The organism is Allobosea sp. P2_B12 (assembly GCF_056404835.1).
In genome coordinates, this window is the sequence record NZ_JBFUDG010000008.1 from 51,446 (window position 1) to 69,269 (window position 17,824).

Genomic DNA, 17,824 nt, shown 5'->3' on the forward strand with positions numbered 1-17,824 from the left:
GCTCATTCCGCCGCCATCCTGGCCGGCGACGGCCCGGCGACGAAATCCGCCATCTTGCCAGCGTACCAGTTGGCGAAATTCGTCAGCATGAACTCTGAAGGCGCATAGGGGCCCGGCCGATAGGCCATCGAGCGGATGCCGCGATGATTGACCTCGGCCGGCTCGGCATCCTGCGCATTGGTGGCGATCCAGACCTCGGTCAGGCGCGCGATGTCGTAATCGACGCCCTCGACCGCATCCTCATGCACCAGCCAGGTGGTGCGCACGGCGATGCGGTCCTGGCCGAGCGGCAGCACCCTGAAATGGAGGATGTTGTCGGAGAGGAAGTGGTTCCAGTTGTTGGGCGCGCGGAACATCCTGACCGAACCGAGATCGGCTTCCGTGAAATCCGCTAGCAGCTTCCGGCAGGCCGGGCCGCCATCCATGGTGAAGGAGACCGCGCCCTCATGGAAGGGCAGGCGGATGCAGCGGAACTCCTGGCCGCCATCGGCCGGCTTGTGAGGCAGCCCCAGCGCATCCCATTGCGCCGTCTTGGCATCCATCAGGGCCTTGAACTGGGCAAAACTCTCGCGCGTCGTTCATGGCTTCGCCATCCGCCAGATGAGGGGCGAAGGCGGCGCGCGGCTGATCTTCGATGGACGCCGCGCGAGTGCAGCCGGCGCGGCCTTTGCCGGGGCGTCCACGATCGATTCCTTCGACGCGCATGACGGCCACGCTTTGACCAAGGGCCATGCCGGCGTTGCGATCCTGCCGGCGCTGCTGGCTGTCGCCGACGCCGAGGGAATGCTGTCGGCAGAGGGCCTCGATGGCGGCGAACTGCTGACGGCCTTGGTGATCGGCTACGAGATCGCGACCCGGGCCGGCATCGCGCTGCATGGCAGCGTCTCCGACTACCACGCCTCCGGTGCCTGGAACGCGCTGGCCTGTGCCGCCGTGGCGGCGCGCCTGCTGAAGCTCGACCATGAGACCACCCGCCACGCCTTGGGCACGGCCGAGTATCATGGTCCGCGCAGCCAGATGATGCGCTGCATCGCCTATCCGACCATGCTGAAGGACGGTTCCGGTTGGGGGGCCTTCGCCGGCGTCTCAGCCGCCTATCTGGCGCAGGACGACTTCACCGGCGCGCCGGCCATCACGATCGAGGCTCCCGATCAGGCCGAGATCTGGAGCGATTTGGGCGCGCACTGGCGAATCATGGAGCAGTATTTCAAGCCACACCCGGTCTGCCGCTGGGCCCAGCCGGCCATTCAGGCCGCCGCCACGCTGGTCTCGCGCCATGCCATCGCGCCTGAAAGCATCGCGACGGTTGTGGGCGAGACCTTCGCGGCTGGCGTCAGCCTGGGAACGGCGCGTCCATCGACCACGGAAGCGGCGCAGTATGCGCTCGGTTTTCCGCTCGCGGCCTTCCTGGTTCGCGGGAGGCTCGGGGCCGACGAGATCGGTCCCGGCGGGCTTGCCGATCCCAGCATCGCGGCGATGCTCGGGCGGATCACTCTGCAGGAGCGGGCCGACCTCTCCGCCGCATTCCCGCAGCAGAGGCTAGCGGTCGCCCGGATCACGACGCTGACGGGCGAGCAGTTCGTTTCGGATGTCACAGCGGCGCGGGGTGATCCGGCCGAACCGCTCAGCGACGCCGAACTCCTCGCCAAGTTCGAGACGGCCGGCGCGGATCGCAATCGCGACGAATGGCGCAGCATCGCTGGAACCTGCCTGCAACTCGGCCCGCAGACCACGTCGCTGACTTCGGCCCTGAACCTGGTTCTGGCGACGTCGGCCGGCAATTGACCCTTCGGGCCTTCTGCCAAAGAGATATCGCCGCTCCGGTAGCCTTTGGGAGGTGTGAAGACCGGAGCGGCGAAGTTCGAGCCGCGAGGCTGCGACCCAATCATCTGTCGCCGCAGCCGGGGGCAAGGTTCACAGGGCTCGAATAAATCCCCGCTTCGGGAGAACGGACCGCCGCATGCCGCAAAATGGCGGCGCGCGGCACGATGAAACCTACTGGAACAGGAAGTAGCTGTCGTCGACCGCGGCGGCGACGACGTTCTGCAGGCGGAATGTAAAGACGCCGTAGACATAGACGTCAGTGTCGGCACCGCTCTGGAAGACGCCAAGGATACCGGCCGCGCGCGGATTGGTTCCGGTAAAGCCGGCAACGTCGAACATCGAACGCAGATCGATGCCATCGCGCACGCCGCCGAAATTGAAGTCCATGATGAGATCGCCGCCATCACCGAGCCCGAAGCAGAACAGGTCGGCGTCGCCCTCGCCCTTCAGCACGTCGCCGCCCTGGCCGCCATAGATCAGGTCGTTGCCGGTGCCACCGAAGATGACGTCGGCATCTGCATATCCGTAGAGCCGGTCGCTGCCATCGCCGCCGGCGATGGAGTCGTAGCCATTGCCGCCGATGATGGTGTCGCTGCCGCCCTGACCTAGCAGCGTGTCGTTGCCGTCGCCGCCGTCGATGCCGTCATCGCCTGCGGGGGCGCCCGAATTGTCTTCGCCCCAGATCACATCGTCGCCACCCTGGCCGAGGATCGCGTCGTTGCCGGCGCCGCCGAAAGCAACGTCCGCGCCCTCGCCGCACAGGATGAAGTCGACTTCCGTCCCTCCCGCGATCGCGTCGTTGCCGTTCTCGCCCATCAGCGTGTCGCTGCCGGCGTCGCCAAGGATCGTGTCGTTGCCGTCACCGCCCATGACGCCGTCATTGCCGCCATTGCCGCGCAACACATTGTTGGCGTGGTTGCCGACGATGGCGTCATTGCCCGACCCGCCGAAGGCGTTCTCGATCAGGGAATCGCCGTTCTGATAGGCGTTGAAAATGCTGCCTCTGGCCGTGCGGCCGTCACCGAGATTGGCAAGCTGCGCGCTCGAGGGGCTGGAATAGCTGCCGGCCATCAGGTTGATCGCCGCATTGGTGGCATAGTTGGAGAAGTCGTAGGTGTCGTTGCCGCCGCCATCCCAAACCGTCAGCAGGATGTAATTGGCGATCGCGGCGCCCTGGCCGACGCCGTTGATGAACATCTCGCCGGTCGTGGTGCTGAAGGTATAGGTCGTATTGCCGTTGTTGTAGCTGTTGTCGGCGCCGTACATGTATTGCAGTGCCGCGATGTCGTTCATCATCAGCGTCGTCGGATGGTGCGGAGCATTGTCGCCGTTCCCCGGGTTGTCACCGACATATTGCCGATAGGTCATGACCGAGTATTCGTACGAGTCATGATCCGTCGGCAGGGCCGGCAGGCCCGATTGCGGCGAGTGTCCGTGCTTCAGGCCGACGGCATGGCCCACCTCATGCAGGAAGCCGGCGGAATAGGCGAAGCTGCCGACAGAGGGGGCGTTGTAACTTGTCTGATTGTACCAGGTGTCGCCCCATGAATTGCCGTCGAAGCCCGGATCCGGTGGCGTGCCTTGCGCGGTACCAATGGAGTGGAGGGTGTCATTGGCCCCGGCATCGATCGATGTCGCCTCGGCAAAACGGATGGCAGCACCGGTGCCTGTCGTATGCGTGAAATTCAGGCCCGAAACATTCCCGAAATTCGCCATGACGCGGTGGATCGCGGTGATCTGTGCCGCGTTCATCTGCTGAAAGCCGTTCACGGCCTGATAGCCGCCATTGGTGTATTCCGTCGCGGTCGTCGGCATCGAATAGGTCAGGTCGAGGGCGTCCCATTTATAGCCCCACAGAAGGCCGTCGATATCCTGGATTCCGCTTGCTGCAACCTGAGACATGACAAACCTCCGATAGGGATTCTGCCCGGACGGACAGGCGATATCAGCTCTTGATCGCGTCAGGCCGCGACCAGTATGTCGCAGTCTGACGACAGCCTCGAGGCCGCGTCGCGGTGGCTAACGTAGCGTTAAAATTGGCGTTTGCATCATCTATTCTGATGACTGGCAGTGAAAGGTCCGTGCTGCGTCAGGCCGCCCGTTCGAGCCCGACCTCGAAGGGCGTCAGCGCCACTGTGCCGGCGCGAATGCTGACCAGCGTGTTGCAGGGCAGGGCCTGCCAGCAGTCGCGCGAGGCATCCACCGGCTCGGAGGCGACGACGACGCTGTCGCCGCGATCGCACAGATAAAGGCTCGGCGGCCGCGCATCCGAGGACCAGCGCACCGCATGGATCGTGTCGCCATCGGCAATCGCGGCGGCGCAGCGCAGCGGCTCGCGAATGCCGGACTGGCGCATCAGGTCGAGCGCGTCGCCGAGAGCGGCCGCCAGCGCCGCGCCCGGCGCAAACCCGCTTTCGATGCGCGCCAAGGCGAGCAGGAAAAGGGCTTCCGAATCCGTCGTGCCGACCCGTGCGGAATAGAGCGAGTCCGGGATCAGGGCCTCAAGCCTGCGCCGGATCAGGCCGTAGCCACCGATCTGGCCGTTATGCATGAAGAGATGCCGGCCATGGGCGAAGGGGTGGCAATTGGCCCGCGTCGTAGCGGTTCCCGTCGCAGCCCTGACATGGGCGAAGAACAGATGCGAGCGGACCTGCCGTGCGATCGACAAAAGGTTCTCGTCGGACCAGGCGGGACGGACCTCGCGATACTGGCCGGGCTCCGACCGGTCGCCATACCAGCCGACGCCAAAGCCGTCGCCATTGGTCCCCGTCTTGGCCTCCGTCGCATGAAGCGACTGGTGGATCAGCGAATGGCAGGGCGCGGCAACGAGATCCTCGAGAAAGACCGGGACACCGGAATAGGCAAGGAAACGGCACATGCACGCTGTCCGAATCAGGCGCGGCGGATACCGCAAGGAGAAGATTATTCTCGGATCATGAACAACGACACAACGCCGGTCAGCCGCCAGGACGTCCGGCGGTTGCGAGCCCGATAGCCGTCGTATAACCGTCCTTGGCAAGGGATTGGCGGCACGCACGCCGAAAATGGCGGCACGCATGCAAGGATTGGGCGGGGAATGGCTTTGAAAATCGTTCTGACGCGGATCGGCGCGGCCGTCGCCGCCTGTCTGGCCTCGAGCGCGGCGTTCGCTGCCGGCGATATCGGCGGGGCGACGCTCGGCGTCGCATGGGCATTGCCCTTCGCCGGCATGCTGCTGTCGATCGCGCTCGGGCCCGTCCTGTTCCCGCATCTCTGGGAGCTCAACTACGGCAAGTTCGCGGCCTTCTGGGCCATGCTCGTGCTGGTCCCCCTGGTGCTGTTTCGCGGCTTTGATCCGGCGCTGGGCGCGCTGCTGCACACCGGCCTGCTCGACTACGTGCCCTTCATCATCCTGCTCTTCGCGCTGTTCACGATCGCGGGCGGCATCCTGATCATGGGCAATTTGCACGGCACGCCCGCGACCAACACCGTGCTGCTGGCGATCGGCACCGTGCTGGCGAGCTTCGTCGGCACGACCGGTGCATCGATCATCATGATCCGCCCCGTCCTGCGCGCCAACGACGCCCGCCGCCACAACGTCCATGTCGTGGTATTCTTCATCTTCCTGGTCTCGAACATCGGCGGCTCGCTGACGCCGCTGGGCGATCCGCCGCTCTTCCTCGGCTTCCTGCGGGGCGTGGATTTCTTCTGGACGACGACGCATCTGCTGCCCGAAACCAGCTTCGCCGTCGTCATGCTGCTCGGGCTGTTCTTCGCGCTCGACAGCTGGCTCTACCGCAAGGAGGACGGCCTCCCGCCGCTCAAGGATCCAACGCCGGATCGCGCCATCAAGCTCTACGGCAAGGTCAATATCGCGCTGTTGGGGGGCGTCATCCTCGCCATCCTGATGTCGGCGAGCTGGAAGCCGGGTATCGTCTTCGACGTGCACGGTATTCCGGTCGAGCTGCAGAACCTCGTGCGCGACGTGATCCTGCTGGCGCTGGCCGGGATTTCGCTCAAGCTGACGCCAGGCCCCGTGCGCGCCGGCAACGAGTTCAGCTGGGGGCCGATCAGGGAGGTCGCCAAGCTCTTCGCCGGCATCTTCGTCTGCATGATTCCGGTGCTGGCGATGCTCCAGGCGGGCCGGAACGGCGCCTTCGCCCCGCTGGTCGCGCTCGTCACCAATGCGGATGGCAGCGCCAATGCGGCCGCCTATTTCTGGCTGACCGGCATCCTGTCGTCGTTCCTCGACAACGCACCGACCTATCTCGTCTTCTTCCAGCTGGCGGGAGGCGATCCCGTGCAGTTGATGACGACGGGCGCTCTGACGCTGACGGCGATCTCGGCCGGCGCCGTCTTCATGGGCGCCAACAGCTATATCGGGAACGCACCGAACTTCATGGTCTACGCCATCGCCAAGGACCGCAAGGTCGCGATGCCAAGCTTCTTCGGCTACATGCTCTGGTCGGGCGCGATCCTGATCCCGCTCTTCCTGCTGCAGACGCTGATCTTCTTCCGGTAGGCGGCTGCGTTGAAACGCGCTGTCATCCTGGGCGGCCGCAGGCCGTCCCGGGATCCATCATAGGGCAGGGCATGGCCCTACGATGGATCCCGGAGTTGCGCCGCTGCGCGGCTTGTCCAGGATGACGGCGTTGTTCCGAGAATAATGGCGAGGCGGATTAAGCCGCCGCATTCCCTCAGCTTGCGACCTTCAGCGCCTTGCGGGCCTCGGTTGCGCTCGTCTCGCGACGGCTCTTGGCCGCCTCCATGTCGAGGCTGACCATGAAGTCCGAGATGCGCGGGGCGATCTCGGAACGGAAGCGCGAGCCGTTGAACACGCCGTAATGGCCGACGCCCTTCTGGAGATAGTGCACGCGCTTGTCGTCGGGGATGTTCGAGCAGAGGTCATGGGCGGCCTGCGTCTGGCCGACGCCCGAGATGTCGTCGTTCTCGCCCTCGACGGTCATCAGCGCGACGCGGCGGATCGCCGTGCAATCGACCAGCTTGTCGCGATGCATCATCGTGCCCTTCGGCAAACCGTGCTCGATGAAGACGGTCTCGACCGTCTGGAGATAGAACTCGGCGGTCAGGTCCATCACCGCCATGTATTCGTCGTAGAAATCGCGATGCTTTTCGGCGGAATCGCCGTCGCCCCGGATCAGGTGCTTGAACATGTCGTGATGGGCCGTGACATGGCGGTCGAGGTTCATCGCCATGAAACCGGAGAGCTGCAGGAAGCCGGGATAGACCTTCCGGAACGCGCCCTGCAACGGGAAGGGCACGCTGGTGAGGCAATTGTTGCGGAACCAGTCGATGCCGCGATCCATGGCGAGCTTGTTGACCGCGGTCGGCGAGCGGCGGGTGTCGATCGGCCCGCCCATCAGCGTCATCGAACGCGGCGCGCAGGGGTCGCCCTCGGCCTCCATGCGGGCGACGGCGGCGAGCACCGGCACGGCAGGCTGGCAGACCGCCATGACATGCGTCTCCGGGCCCAGCATCTGCAGCATGGCGATGACGTAGTCGATATAATCGTCGAGATCGAAGCGTCCGGCCGAGAGCGGCACGACACGGGCATCGGTCCAGTCGGTGATGTAGACCTCATGGCCGGGCAGGAAAGCCTCGACCGTGCCGCGCAGCAGCGTGGCGTAATGCCCCGACATCGGCGCGACCAGCAACACCTTGGGCTGCGGCTTGCGACGTCCCTCGATCTTGCGGTCGAAATAGACCAGCCTGCCAAAGGGGCGCTCCCAGACGACGCGCTCCTCGACCGCAGTCTTGACGCCGTTGATCGTCGTCTCCGAGAGCCCGAAGGCCGGCTTGCCATAACGTCGCGTCGTGCGTTCGAAGAGTTCGCAGGAGGCGGCGATGGTGCGGCCCATCGGTGTATAGCTCAGCGGATTGGCCGGATTCCTGAAGGCCAGATGCATCGCATCCGACATGCCCCTCGCGGGACTGAGCAGCATGTGAACCGCTTCGAAGGCATGGTAGGCAAACGACATGGGAGCCCCGTTCATGCAGTGTTGAGTGCTTCTGGCGCCGCAACATCCGATGCCGCGTCGCAACAGAACGCACCGTATGCCTAATTTGTTCTCATTCAATCCTGCAAAGGGCTAAGAATTCACTCCGACACCGATATGTCACAGATAATTGCCCTGCCGGAGTGCTTCGACTGATGCCTGTCGCGTCCAGATGCCTTTCGCGCCCATGAGCCCTGCTGCATCATGACCTTTCCGGATTTCTCGACACCGGTGTTCGGCCGCACCAACCGCCATCTGCGGCTCGACACGCTGGTCCGGCTGCGCTGGCTCGCCATCGCCGGGCAGAGCCTGGCGGTGGCGGGCGTGCATTTCGGCCTCGGCTTCCCGTTGCCCTTCGGCTGGTGCTTCACCGCCATCGCGGTCTCGTCCTGGCTGAACATCGCGCTGCGCATCCGCTTTCCGCTCAGCCATCGGCTGCATGCCGGCCCCGCGACCGCCCTGCTCGCCTTCGACATCATCCAGCTCGCGGCCCTGCTCTATTTGACGGGCGGCCTGCAGAATCCGTTCTCGATCCTGTTCCTGGCGCCGGTGATGATCTCGGCCACCGCCTTGCCGCCGCAGCGGACGCTGGTGCTCGGCGTGCTCGCGATCGCGCTGGCGACCCTGCTCAGCGTCTTCCATCTGCCGCTGCCCTGGGCGGGGGCCGACCGGCCGGTGCTGCCGCCCTATTACCAGGCCGGGAACTGGGCTGCGCTCGTCCTCGGCCTCGGCTTCACCGGGATCTATGCCTGGCGCGTCGCCAAGGAGGCACGCGATCTCTCGGACGCGCTCGCCGCCACCGAGCTCGTGCTGGCGCGCGAGCAGCATCTCTCGCAGCTCGACGGGCTCGCCGCCGCCGCCGCCCATGAACTCGGCACGCCACTCGCCACGATCGCACTCGTCGCCCGCGAGTTGTCCCGGCTGGCGCCGGCCGAGGGCGAGATGGCGGAGGACATCACGCTGCTGCGCGAGCAGGTCGAGCGCTGCCGCGGCATCCTCGGCAAGCTCGCCTCGCTGCAGGACGACGACGCCGGCCCGCTCGATCAGCTGTCCTTGCGCCTTCTGATCGAGGAAGCGGCCGGTCCCCAGCGTCCCTTCGGGGTTCCCTTCGCGATCGTGATGTCAGGCGAGAAGCCCGAGCCGGTCTGCCGGCGCAATCCCGGCATGATCTACGGTCTCGGCAATATCGTCGACAATGCCGTGGATTTCGCCCGCTCGACCGTCACGATCACCGCGCAATGGGACCAAGCCGATGTCACGCTCACGATCGCCGATGACGGGCCGGGCTTTCCGCCCGACGTGCTGTTGCGCGCCGGCGACCCTTATCTCACCCATGGCGCCAATGAGAGCCGCGCCGGCGGCGGGCTCGGCCTCGGCCTCTTCATCGCCAAGACGCTGCTCGAGCGTGGCGGTGCGCTGATGGAATTCTCGAACCTGCCCGCCCCGGCCAGCGGTGCGTCGGTCAGGATGACCTGGCCGCGTGAGCTCTTCGAGGCCGATCTGCCCCAGCCCGGGCCTACAAACCCGGAACCAAAGATACCACATGGGGTTAGCTGATGAACGCGCATCCCGGATGCGTCGCGGCTGAAGCTGCGCTAAAGGTCCTCCGGGGAATGCCCGGCGGGAGGAGAATGTGATGCAGGATACGCTGATCGAAACCGCCCCCACCATGCCGGCTGCGGACATGTCGCTGTTGCTGGTGGACGACGACAAGCCGTTCCTGACCCGCCTCGCCCGCGCCATGGAGATCCGGGGGTATTCCGTGCGCATGGCCGAGAGCGTCAGCGCCGGGATTGCTGCGGTGGACGAGTCCGCCCCAGCCTTCGCCGTGATCGATTTGCGCCTCGGCGATGGCAACGGCCTCGACGTCATCGCGCGGCTGAAGGAACGCCGTCCCGACGCGCGCGGCATCGTGCTGACCGGCTATGGCAACATCGCCACCGCCGTCAGCGCGGTGAAGCTCGGCGCCTTCGACTTCCTCGCCAAGCCGGCCGATGCCGACGAGATCCATGCCGCGCTGGCGGCAGCCCGCGATGCCCGGCCGCTGCCGCCGGAAAACCCGATGTCGGCCGACCGGGTGCGCTGGGAGCATATCCAGCGCGTCTACGAGCTCTGCAACCGCAACGTCTCCGAGACGGCGCGCCGGCTCGGCATGCATCGGCGCACGTTGCAGCGCATCCTGGCGAAGCGCGCGCCGCGCTGATCACACCGGCGGCGGGTTGATCTGCCGGAAGCCGCCCTCGCGCCAGTACGGGTAATAGGGATAGGCGGGTGTCGTCGCGCTCGCCGCGTCGAGCCGCGCGACCTGCTCTGCGCTGAGAGCCCAGCCGACGGCACCGAGATTCTGGCGCAGCTGCTCCTCGTTGCGGGCGCCGATGATGACGCTCGACACAGTCGGGCGACGCAGCAGCCAGTTCAGCGCGATCTGCGGCAGGGATCTGCCGGTCTCGGCTGCGAGTTCGTCGAGGACATCGACGATCGCGTAGAGCCTGTCGTCATCGACCGGCGGGCCGAAGGCCGCGGTGTCGTGCAGGCGGCTTTTTTCGGGCATCGCCACCCCGCGCCGGATCTTGCCGGTGAGCCGGCCCCAGCCAAGCGGGCTCCAGACCATCGCGCCGACATTTTGGTCGAGGCCGAACGGCATCAGCTCCCACTCGTAGTCGCGGCCGACCAGCGAATAATAGACCTGATGGGCGACATAGCGCGGCCAGCCATGACGCTCGGAGGCGGCCAGCGACTTCATCATCTGCCAACCGGAGAAGTTGGAGGCGCCGACATAGCGCAGCTTGCCGGCGCTCACGAGATCGTCCAGCGCCTTCAGAACCTCGTCGACCGGCGTGCCGGCATCGAAGGCATGGAGCTGGAGCAGGTCGATGCGGTCGGTCCGCAGGCGCTTCAGCGCCGCTTCGACGCCCTCGATCAGCCGCAGCCGCGAGGTGCCCGCCTGCAGCGGGCCATCGCCCGCGGGCAGGCCGAGCTTGGTCGAGATCAGCGCCTCATTGCGCCGTCCCTCCAGCGCCTCGCCGAGGATCGCCTCGGAGGCACCGTCGGAATAGACGTCCGCCGTGTCGAACAGCGTCAGCCCGGCCTCGAGGCAGATGTCGATCAGGCGCTTCGCCTGGGCCGTGTCGGTGTCGCCCCAGGCGCTGAACAGCGGTCCCTTGCCGCCAAACGTGCCGCAGCCGAAGCTGAGGGCGGGCACTTTCAGGCCGGATGCGCCGAGTTGCCGATAATCCATGATGGTCTCCTGTCGGACGGGTCGAGCGGGTTCAGCAGGTGGCCAGCGCACGCGTCGCGCGCCGGTCGAGGGTCAGCGCCAGCCAGGCAAGGGCCAGCGCGGCGAGCGGCACCAGCGCCGCGATCGGCGCGATGCCGGCCAGGCCCGGCCCATGCGAGATCACGATACCGCCAAGCCAGGCGCCGAAGGCGTTGCCGAGGTTGAAGGCGGCGATGTTGAGGCTGGACGCGAGGCCCTGGCCGGCGCCGCCGGCCTGCTGCAGCACCCACATCTGCAGCGGGGCGACCGTGGCGAAGGCGGCGGCGCCGAGCACGAAGGCCGCCACCACCGCGCCGATCTTGTCGTGGAAGGCAAAGCCCGCCGCAAACAGCGCGACCGTCAGCACGATCAGCGTCCCGACCAGCGCCGGCGACAGGCTGCGATCCGCCCAGCGCCCGCCGAGCAGGTTGCCGACGACGAGGCCAGCGCCGAAGACCAGCAGGATCGGCGACACCGCCGCCTCGCTGAAACCGGCAAGCTCGACCAGCAGCGGCTGGATATAGGTGAACACCGCGAAGATACCGCCGAAGCCGAGCACCGTCATGGCAAGCCCGAGCAGCACCTGCGGCCGGGCCAGAACCTGGAACTCCTCCGAGAGCGGGCCGGGTACGACGCGCTCCCGCTCTGCCGGCACGAAGATGGCGAGAACCGCGAGCGCGACCAGCCCGATCCCGGCCACAGCCCAGAAGGTCGCGCGCCAGCCATAGGCGAGGCCGAGCCAAGACCCGAAAGGCACGCCGAGCAGCGTCGCCAGCGTGAGCCCGGTGAACATCAGCGCGATCGCCGAGGCCTTGCGCTCCGGCGCGACGAGGCCGGTCGCGACCATCGCGCCGACGCCGAAGAAGGTGCCATGGGCGAGTGCCGTGACGATGCGAGCCGCCATCAGCCAAGCGAAGCTCGGTGCCAAGGCGGCGGCGAGATTGCCGAGTGTGAAGATCGCCATCAGCACCAGCAGCGTCGTCTTGCGCGGTAGCGAGCGCGTCGCGATGGTCAGGATCGGCGCGCCGACGAAGACGCCGAGCGCATAGCCCGACATCAGCAGGCCGGCGACGGGGATGGTGACGCCGAGATCGGCGGAGACCTGCAGCAGCAGGCCCATGATGACGAATTCGGTGACGCCGATGCCGAAGGCACCGACGGTCAGGGCATAGAGGGCGATCGGCATGGCCGGCTCCGGACGGATACGAATGAGCCTGCAAGATGGCGCATGCGCCGCCTGTGAATTAGATTGCCGAGAGGACATGCAATTGTGAGGTGAAGTCACATGCCACGGCCCGAGATTAACCGCTCCGGCGAGATGGAGGTCTTCGCGCGCATCGTCGAGCTCGGCGGTTTCTCGCCGGCGGCGCGTGCGCTGCGGATGACGCCGTCAGCCATCAGCAAGCTCGTCGCCCGGCTGGAGGCCAGGCTCGGCGTCCGGCTGATGATCCGCTCGACGCGCAAGCTCCAGCTCACCGAGGAGGGCGCGACGTTCCACCGGCATGCGCTGCGCGTGCTCAGCGATCTCGACGAGGCCGAGCGCGCCGTCGCCGCCTGCCAGATTCCGCGCGGCAAGCTGCGGGTCAATTCGAACGTACCTTTTGGCGTGCTCTATCTGCTGCCGCTGGTACCGCGCTTCGCGGCGGCCTATCCGCAGGTCCAGCTCGACATCACCATCACCGACCAGGTCATCGACCTGATGGATGAGCGCGCCGAGATCGCGATCCGCGTCGGGCCGCTGCGGTCCTCGCAACTCGTGGCGCGCAAGCTCGGCGAGGCCGCGATGGCGATCGTGGCCTCGCCGGATTATCTCGCGCGAAAATCCGCCCCCCGGCATTGGGACGATCTGGCCGGGCACGACCTCATCACCTTCAATTTCGCCCGCCATACCGACCAGTGGTCGTTTCGCGACGATGGCAGGCTCATCTCGGTGCCGGCTCAGGGGCGCGTCGCGGTCGGAGACGGCGAGAGCGCCCGCCTGCTCGCGCTCAACGGGCAGGGGCTGGCGCGGCTGTCGCTGTTCCATGTCGGCCCCGACATTGCCGCCGGCCGGCTGGTGCCGGTGCTGGAGGCCTTCAACCCCGGCGATGTCGAGGCGATCCACGCGGTCTATGTCGGCCATGGCGGCAAGCTGCCGGCCCGCGTCCGCGCCTTCATCGATTTCCTGGTCGAGACCGTCGATCTAACCGCGCCACCGACGGCCGATCGCAGGCGGGTCGCCCAAGCCGCGCCGACGGCGAAGCCCGTGCCGGCCTAGACTGCCGGATCCTCGATCAGCGCCAGCCGGCCCGCCGCCAGCTTGGCAAAGGCGATGGTCAGGGCCTTGCGCCGTGCCGGCGCCAACGGGTGTCGCGGCGGCTCGCGGATCAACTCGCCGCCATAGGCGTCGGCGACGATCAGGCCGACATCGTCGGGCAGGATCTCCTGGGGAAATTCGGGCGCGACGGCGAAGAGGAAGCCGTCGCAATAATCGCGGTAATCCGGCCATTTGCCGTCGACGCGGTAATCCTCGATCCCCGACTTGACCTCGATCACCAGCAATTCGCCCGAGGGCGACAGCGCGACGATGTCGCCGCGCCGGCCATTGGCGAAGGTCATTTCCTTGACCACGCCATAGCCGCGCTCCCGCAGGTGCCGACCGGCGCCACGGCAGACGGCGCGGGTGATATCGGGCCGCGCGGGCGGCGGGTTGAGCGCGGGATTGGCAACGGGCATGACGTCATGTTCCCTCTTTGTGCCGGTCAAGGCAAGGGCAGAGGCGCGGAACCAGGGCTGAAAAGCAGGCTCCCGCTTTCCAGCGTCATGCTCTAGGAAGGCGCGATGCCGCCATGGTACACGCCCACCTTGCAAACCGCTCTCTCACCTCTCCTGATCCTGCTCGCGGCAGCCGCCATCTCGGCGCTGCTCTGCGTGCTGCTGCGGCCGCTGCTGGCGCGCTATGCGCTGGCGCGGCCCAATGCGCGCTCGAGCCATCGCGTGCCGACGCCGCAGGGCGGTGGCATCGCCGTACTCGCCGGTGCCTTCCTCGCGATCGGGCTGGCGTTGCAAGCCCTACCGCCTCTGCCGGGCAGCGCCAGCCTCGTCTTCGTCATCACAGCGAGCATTGTGTTGGCCGTGGTGGGCGCTTGGGACGATATCCGCCCGCTTTCGGCCGGTTTGCGGCTCGGCCTGCAGGCGCTCTGCGTCGCGGTGGTGATCGTCTATGCGGCGCCTGATGTGAGGCTGTTTCCCGAACTGATGCCGCTTGCCATCGAGCGCTGCCTGGCGCTGCTCGCCGGCATCTGGTTCGTCAACCTGACCAATTTCATGGACGGCATCGACTGGATCACGGTCGCCGGCTTCGTGCCCCTGGCCGGCGCGCTGGCGCTCGCCGGCAGCACCGGCGTCATCGATCCGGCCTCCGGCCTGCTGGCGGCAGCGCTGTGCGGCGGACTGCTCGGCTTTGCGCCCTTCAACAAGCCAACCGCACGGCTTTTCCTCGGCGATGTCGGCTCGCTGCCGATCGGCCTGCTCGGCGCCTATCTGCTCTACCGGCTGGCAGGCACGGGCGCGCTCGCGGCGGCGCTGATCCTGCCGCTCTATCATGTGGCGGATGCTACCATCACCTTGCTGCGCCGGATGGCGCGCCGCGAAAAAGTCTGGGAGGCGCATCGCTCGCACTTCTACCAGCAGGCGACAACCAACGGGCACAGCGTGCTCGCCGTCGTCACGCAGGTCGCGCTGCTCAACCTGGCTCTGGTCGGGCTGGCGGGGCTCAGCATCTTGATGCCGGCGACGATCGTGCAATTCAGCTGCATCGCTGCCGCGATCGCCCTGACCGCCCTGCTCCTGCGGCGCTTTTCGCGACAGGCATCCGCCTCGTGAACGGCGAGCGCGTCCTCGTCACCGGCGCTGGCGGCTTCATCGGGCCCCATGTCGTCGCCGCGCTCAAGACGGCCGGCTATCGCGTCCGCGTCACGCAGCGCGCCTCCGGTCCGGCTTCGGACGGCACCGAGTCCGTCGTGACCGGCGATCTCGCATCCCCGATCGACTGGAGCGGCGCGCTCGACGGGGTCCAATATGTCGTCCACCTCGCCGGCCTCGCCCATGCCGGCCCCGGCCTCGACGAGGTGCTGTACCGGCGCATCAACACGGATGCGACACTGGAACTCGCCCAGGCAGCCTATCGCGCTGGCGTCGCACGCTTCGTCTACATCTCCTCGATCAAGGCGCAGAGCGGGGCCTTCGACGGGCCGCCGCTGCGCGAGACCGACGCGCCTGCGCCCGACGACGCCTATGGCCGCTCGAAGCTCGCAGCGGAACAGGGCTTGGCCGGGATCGACCTCGACTGGATCGCCTTGCGGCCTGTGCTGGTCTATGGGCCGGGCGTGAAGGCCAATATGGCGGCGCTGCTCAGGCTGGCGCGCCTGCCCGTGCCGCTGCCGCTCGGCGCTTTGACCGCGCCGCGCTCGCTGCTCGCGGTCGAGAATCTTGCGGATGCCGTGGTGTTTTCGCTGTCGCAAAGCTGCCCGGCACGGCGCGCCTTCATCGTCGCCGATCCCGAGCCGATCAGCGTGGCCGGCATCCTGACCGCCTTGCGGGCGGGGCTTGGCCGCGGGCCGGGCCTGATCGCCGTGCCGACCGGTCTTCTGCGGCTGGCGGCACGTCTTGCCGGTCGCGGGGACGCCTTCGTCAAGTTGAGCGGCAGTCTCGTCGCCCTGCCCGAGGGGCTGCTCAGGGCAGGCTGGCGGCCGCCGGCCGAGTCGAAGGCTGCGCTAGTGCGGCTGGCAGCGTCTTCTGGCGCTGGCTGAAATCGGGGATCGCCTCGTCGAGCACGGCGTCGGCCGCGGCACGATGATCGGCCTTCAGCGCCGCCTCGAGCCGGGCGAGCCAAGCCTGCAGCCGGGCACGGTTGGCGAAGACGGGCTTGGCCGCCATGACGCCGTCCAGCCCGGTCTCGGCCATAGGCTCGTCGCGGGCAAACAGGATCTCGTTCAGGCGCTCGCCAGGCCGCACGCCGGTAACGGCGATCTCGATATCCTCGCCGGGCTCGAAGCCCGCGAGCCGGATCATGCGTTCGGCCAGATCTATGATTTTGACCGGTTGGCCCATCTTGAGCACGTAGACGGCGGCGCGCTCGGCTTCCGGCCCGTCCGAGCGGGCATGCGAAGCCGCCGTCAGAACAAGGTCGCAGGCCTCGCGGATGGTCATGAAATAGCGGATCATGTCGGGGCTGGTCACCGTCAGCGGCCCGCCGCGCGCGATCTGCGCCTTGAATTTCGGAACCACCGAGCCGACCGAGCCCAGCACATTGCCGAAGCGCACGGCGACAAGCCGCATGCCGGCGGCGGCCGCGACGAATTCGGCGTCGCGCGACTGGGCATACATCTCGGCGAAGCGCTTGGTCGCGCCCAGCATCGAGACCGGCTCAATCGCCTTGTCGGTCGAGATCAGCACGAAGATCTTGGCATTGGCGGCGATCGCGGCATCGGTGACGTTGACCGAGCCGAAGATGTTGGTCTTGACGCCCTCGCTCCAGTCCGCCTCGAGATAGGGCACATGCTTCAGCGCTGCGGCATGGATGACGATATCGGGCTGGAACGCCGTGAACAGCGGCGTGATCCGGGCGCGGTCGCGCACATCGGCGAGCGCGCCGGAGACAATCGTGTCGTGCGCCTGGGCGATGAGCTGCTCGGTCACCTGGAACAGGGCGGGCTCTGAACTCTCGACGATTAGCAGCTCGGCGGCCCCAAAAGTGGCGCAGCGCAGACAGATCTCCGAGCCGATCGAACCGCCGCCGCCGGTGACGATGACGCGCTTGCCCTTCAGGAAGGCGCCGAGCCGGTCGCGGTCGATCCTGACGGTCGAGCGCACCAAGAGGTCCTCGATCTCGAGCGGAGCCAGTTCCGTGTCGCGCACGCCTTCGCCGAGCGTTTCGATGCGCGAGATCGGCAAGGCGAGCTTGCGGGTGCGGGCGAGCCATTTGTCGGGCTCGGCCTCAGGCAGAAGCGCGCTCGGGGTTGCGACGATGCGGCGAAAGCCCTCGCCGCGTTCGGCCGCGTCACCCGCGATGCGCTCGATCTCGGAGAGCAGGCCGAGCACCGGCACCCCCCGGATCGACTGGCCGAGATCGTCGATGCGCGGCGACAGGATGCCGGCGGGCCGGAGCTTGCGCATCGTCCCGGCCTCCATGGCACGGATCACCATCTCGACCTCGAAACCGCGCCCGAGCAGCAGTGCCGGGAGGGACGCTTCGCGGGCGGCATTCCGGCGCGAGCGGGAATATTTGAAATAGCGATAGCCGAGGCGCGGCCCGCCGAGCAGCGCGATCTGCACCAGCCAATAGAGCGCGATGGTGATCTTGCCAAAATAGAAGGCGCCGTAGAAATTCGGCGCGACGAGGACGTAGTCGGCCACCAGCAGCGTCAGCGTCAGGATCGAGACGGCCCTGACGATATTCGACAGGTCAGGCAGCGAGGCGAAGCGCCATTTCGAGCGGTAAAGCGAGAAGAACCAGTAGACCAGGCCGGCATAGACGACAAACACCGGCAGGAAGCGCGGCAGATAGCGCAGATGCTCGGCGAGCTGCCAGCCCTCGAAACGGACGACGAAGACGAGCCAAATCGCGAGCGCCGTGACCACGAGATCGTGGAGGATGACGGCGAGCTTCTTGAAGCTCTGCTTGGGGAGATTGGCCATGACAGGCGGGGTATCCCGCTCCCTTGGCGGCTTGTCAACGCGGCCAGCCGGCGGACCGGATCAGGCGTGT

Annotated in this window: 15 protein-coding genes; 7 read left to right on the forward strand and 8 right to left on the reverse strand. The window is 67.0% G+C overall.

Features of this window, described 5'->3' with window-relative positions; all coding sequences use genetic code 11:
- Positions 1 to 2 precede the first annotated feature (2 nt).
- Positions 3 to 542, reverse strand: coding sequence for an SRPBCC family protein (locus AC1DYU_RS18810; protein ID WP_476792954.1), 540 nt, complete (start codon positions 540 to 542; stop codon positions 3 to 5).
- 7 nt (positions 543 to 549) lie between these two features.
- Between AC1DYU_RS18810 and AC1DYU_RS18815 the strand changes: the two genes are divergently transcribed.
- Positions 550 to 1,785 (forward strand): MmgE/PrpD family protein, encoded by a 1,236-nt coding sequence (locus tag AC1DYU_RS18815; RefSeq protein ID WP_476792955.1) that lies wholly within the window; start codon positions 550 to 552, stop codon positions 1,783 to 1,785.
- 210 nt (positions 1,786 to 1,995) lie between these two features.
- Here AC1DYU_RS18815 and AC1DYU_RS18820 read toward each other — a convergent pair whose 3' ends face one another.
- A complete protein-coding gene (locus tag AC1DYU_RS18820; protein ID WP_476792956.1) occupies positions 1,996 to 3,726 on the reverse strand; it encodes a M10 family metallopeptidase C-terminal domain-containing protein in 1,731 nt (576 codons plus the stop codon).
- 187 nt (positions 3,727 to 3,913) lie between these two features.
- Positions 3,914 to 4,702 carry a class II glutamine amidotransferase gene (locus AC1DYU_RS18825; protein WP_476792957.1) on the reverse strand — a complete coding sequence of 263 codons (789 nt, stop codon included), beginning with the start codon at positions 4,700 to 4,702 and terminating at the stop codon, positions 3,914 to 3,916.
- 198 nt (positions 4,703 to 4,900) lie between these two features.
- Here AC1DYU_RS18825 and AC1DYU_RS18830 point away from each other — a divergent pair, with 198 nt between their 5' ends.
- On the forward strand, positions 4,901 to 6,325 hold the full coding sequence (locus tag AC1DYU_RS18830) for a sodium:proton antiporter (RefSeq protein ID WP_476792958.1): 1,425 nt from the start codon (positions 4,901 to 4,903) through the stop codon (positions 6,323 to 6,325).
- 175 nt (positions 6,326 to 6,500) lie between these two features.
- Here AC1DYU_RS18830 and AC1DYU_RS18835 read toward each other — a convergent pair whose 3' ends face one another.
- Positions 6,501 to 7,802: a polyhydroxyalkanoate depolymerase gene (locus tag AC1DYU_RS18835; protein WP_476792959.1), complete on the reverse strand. Its 1,302-nt coding sequence runs from the start codon at positions 7,800 to 7,802 to the stop codon at positions 6,501 to 6,503.
- A gap of 222 nt (positions 7,803 to 8,024) precedes the next feature.
- Between AC1DYU_RS18835 and AC1DYU_RS18840 the strand changes: the two genes are divergently transcribed.
- Together AC1DYU_RS18840 and AC1DYU_RS18845 are read left to right on the forward strand one after the other, a co-directional pair.
- Positions 8,025 to 9,377: an ActS/PrrB/RegB family redox-sensitive histidine kinase gene (locus AC1DYU_RS18840; RefSeq protein WP_476792960.1), complete on the forward strand. Its 1,353-nt coding sequence runs from the start codon at positions 8,025 to 8,027 to the stop codon at positions 9,375 to 9,377.
- Between the two features lie 79 nt (positions 9,378 to 9,456).
- Positions 9,457 to 10,023 (forward strand): ActR/PrrA/RegA family redox response regulator transcription factor, encoded by a 567-nt coding sequence (locus tag AC1DYU_RS18845; RefSeq protein WP_476792961.1) that lies wholly within the window; start codon positions 9,457 to 9,459, stop codon positions 10,021 to 10,023.
- On the opposite strand, the gene AC1DYU_RS18850 is transcribed toward AC1DYU_RS18845, so the two are convergent.
- Positions 10,024 to 11,058, reverse strand: a complete 1,035-nt coding sequence (locus AC1DYU_RS18850) for an aldo/keto reductase (protein WP_476792962.1) — start codon at positions 11,056 to 11,058, stop codon at positions 10,024 to 10,026.
- A gap of 31 nt (positions 11,059 to 11,089) precedes the next feature.
- Positions 11,090 to 12,262, reverse strand: a complete 1,173-nt coding sequence (locus AC1DYU_RS18855) for an MFS transporter (RefSeq protein WP_476792963.1) — start codon at positions 12,260 to 12,262, stop codon at positions 11,090 to 11,092.
- 99 nt (positions 12,263 to 12,361) lie between these two features.
- On the opposite strand from AC1DYU_RS18855, the gene AC1DYU_RS18860 reads away from it, so the two are divergent.
- The gene (locus AC1DYU_RS18860; RefSeq protein ID WP_476792964.1) at positions 12,362 to 13,333 is read left to right on the forward strand and encodes a LysR family transcriptional regulator; all 972 of its coding nucleotides are present in this window, start codon (positions 12,362 to 12,364) and stop codon (positions 13,331 to 13,333) included.
- On the opposite strand, the gene mmcB is transcribed toward AC1DYU_RS18860, so the two are convergent.
- Positions 13,330 to 13,791: a DNA repair putative endonuclease MmcB gene (gene mmcB, locus AC1DYU_RS18865; protein WP_476792965.1), complete on the reverse strand. Its 462-nt coding sequence runs from the start codon at positions 13,789 to 13,791 to the stop codon at positions 13,330 to 13,332. The genes AC1DYU_RS18860 and mmcB overlap by 4 nt on opposite strands.
- A 105-nt stretch (positions 13,792 to 13,896) precedes the next feature.
- Between mmcB and AC1DYU_RS18870 the strand changes: the two genes are divergently transcribed.
- Positions 13,897 to 14,940 carry an MraY family glycosyltransferase gene (locus AC1DYU_RS18870; RefSeq protein ID WP_476792966.1) on the forward strand — a complete coding sequence of 348 codons (1,044 nt, stop codon included), beginning with the start codon at positions 13,897 to 13,899 and terminating at the stop codon, positions 14,938 to 14,940.
- Entirely contained in the window at positions 14,937 to 15,866 is a 930-nt protein-coding gene (locus AC1DYU_RS18875) for an NAD-dependent epimerase/dehydratase family protein (protein ID WP_476792967.1), read from the forward strand. Before AC1DYU_RS18870 ends, AC1DYU_RS18875 begins: the two co-directional genes overlap by 4 nt.
- Here the strand turns inward: AC1DYU_RS18875 and AC1DYU_RS18880 are convergent.
- The gene (locus AC1DYU_RS18880; RefSeq protein ID WP_476792968.1) at positions 15,790 to 17,754 is read right to left on the reverse strand and encodes an SDR family NAD(P)-dependent oxidoreductase; all 1,965 of its coding nucleotides are present in this window, start codon (positions 17,752 to 17,754) and stop codon (positions 15,790 to 15,792) included. The two genes, AC1DYU_RS18875 and AC1DYU_RS18880, sit on opposite strands and share 77 nt — an antisense overlap.
- Between the last annotated feature and the right edge of the window lie 70 nt (positions 17,755 to 17,824).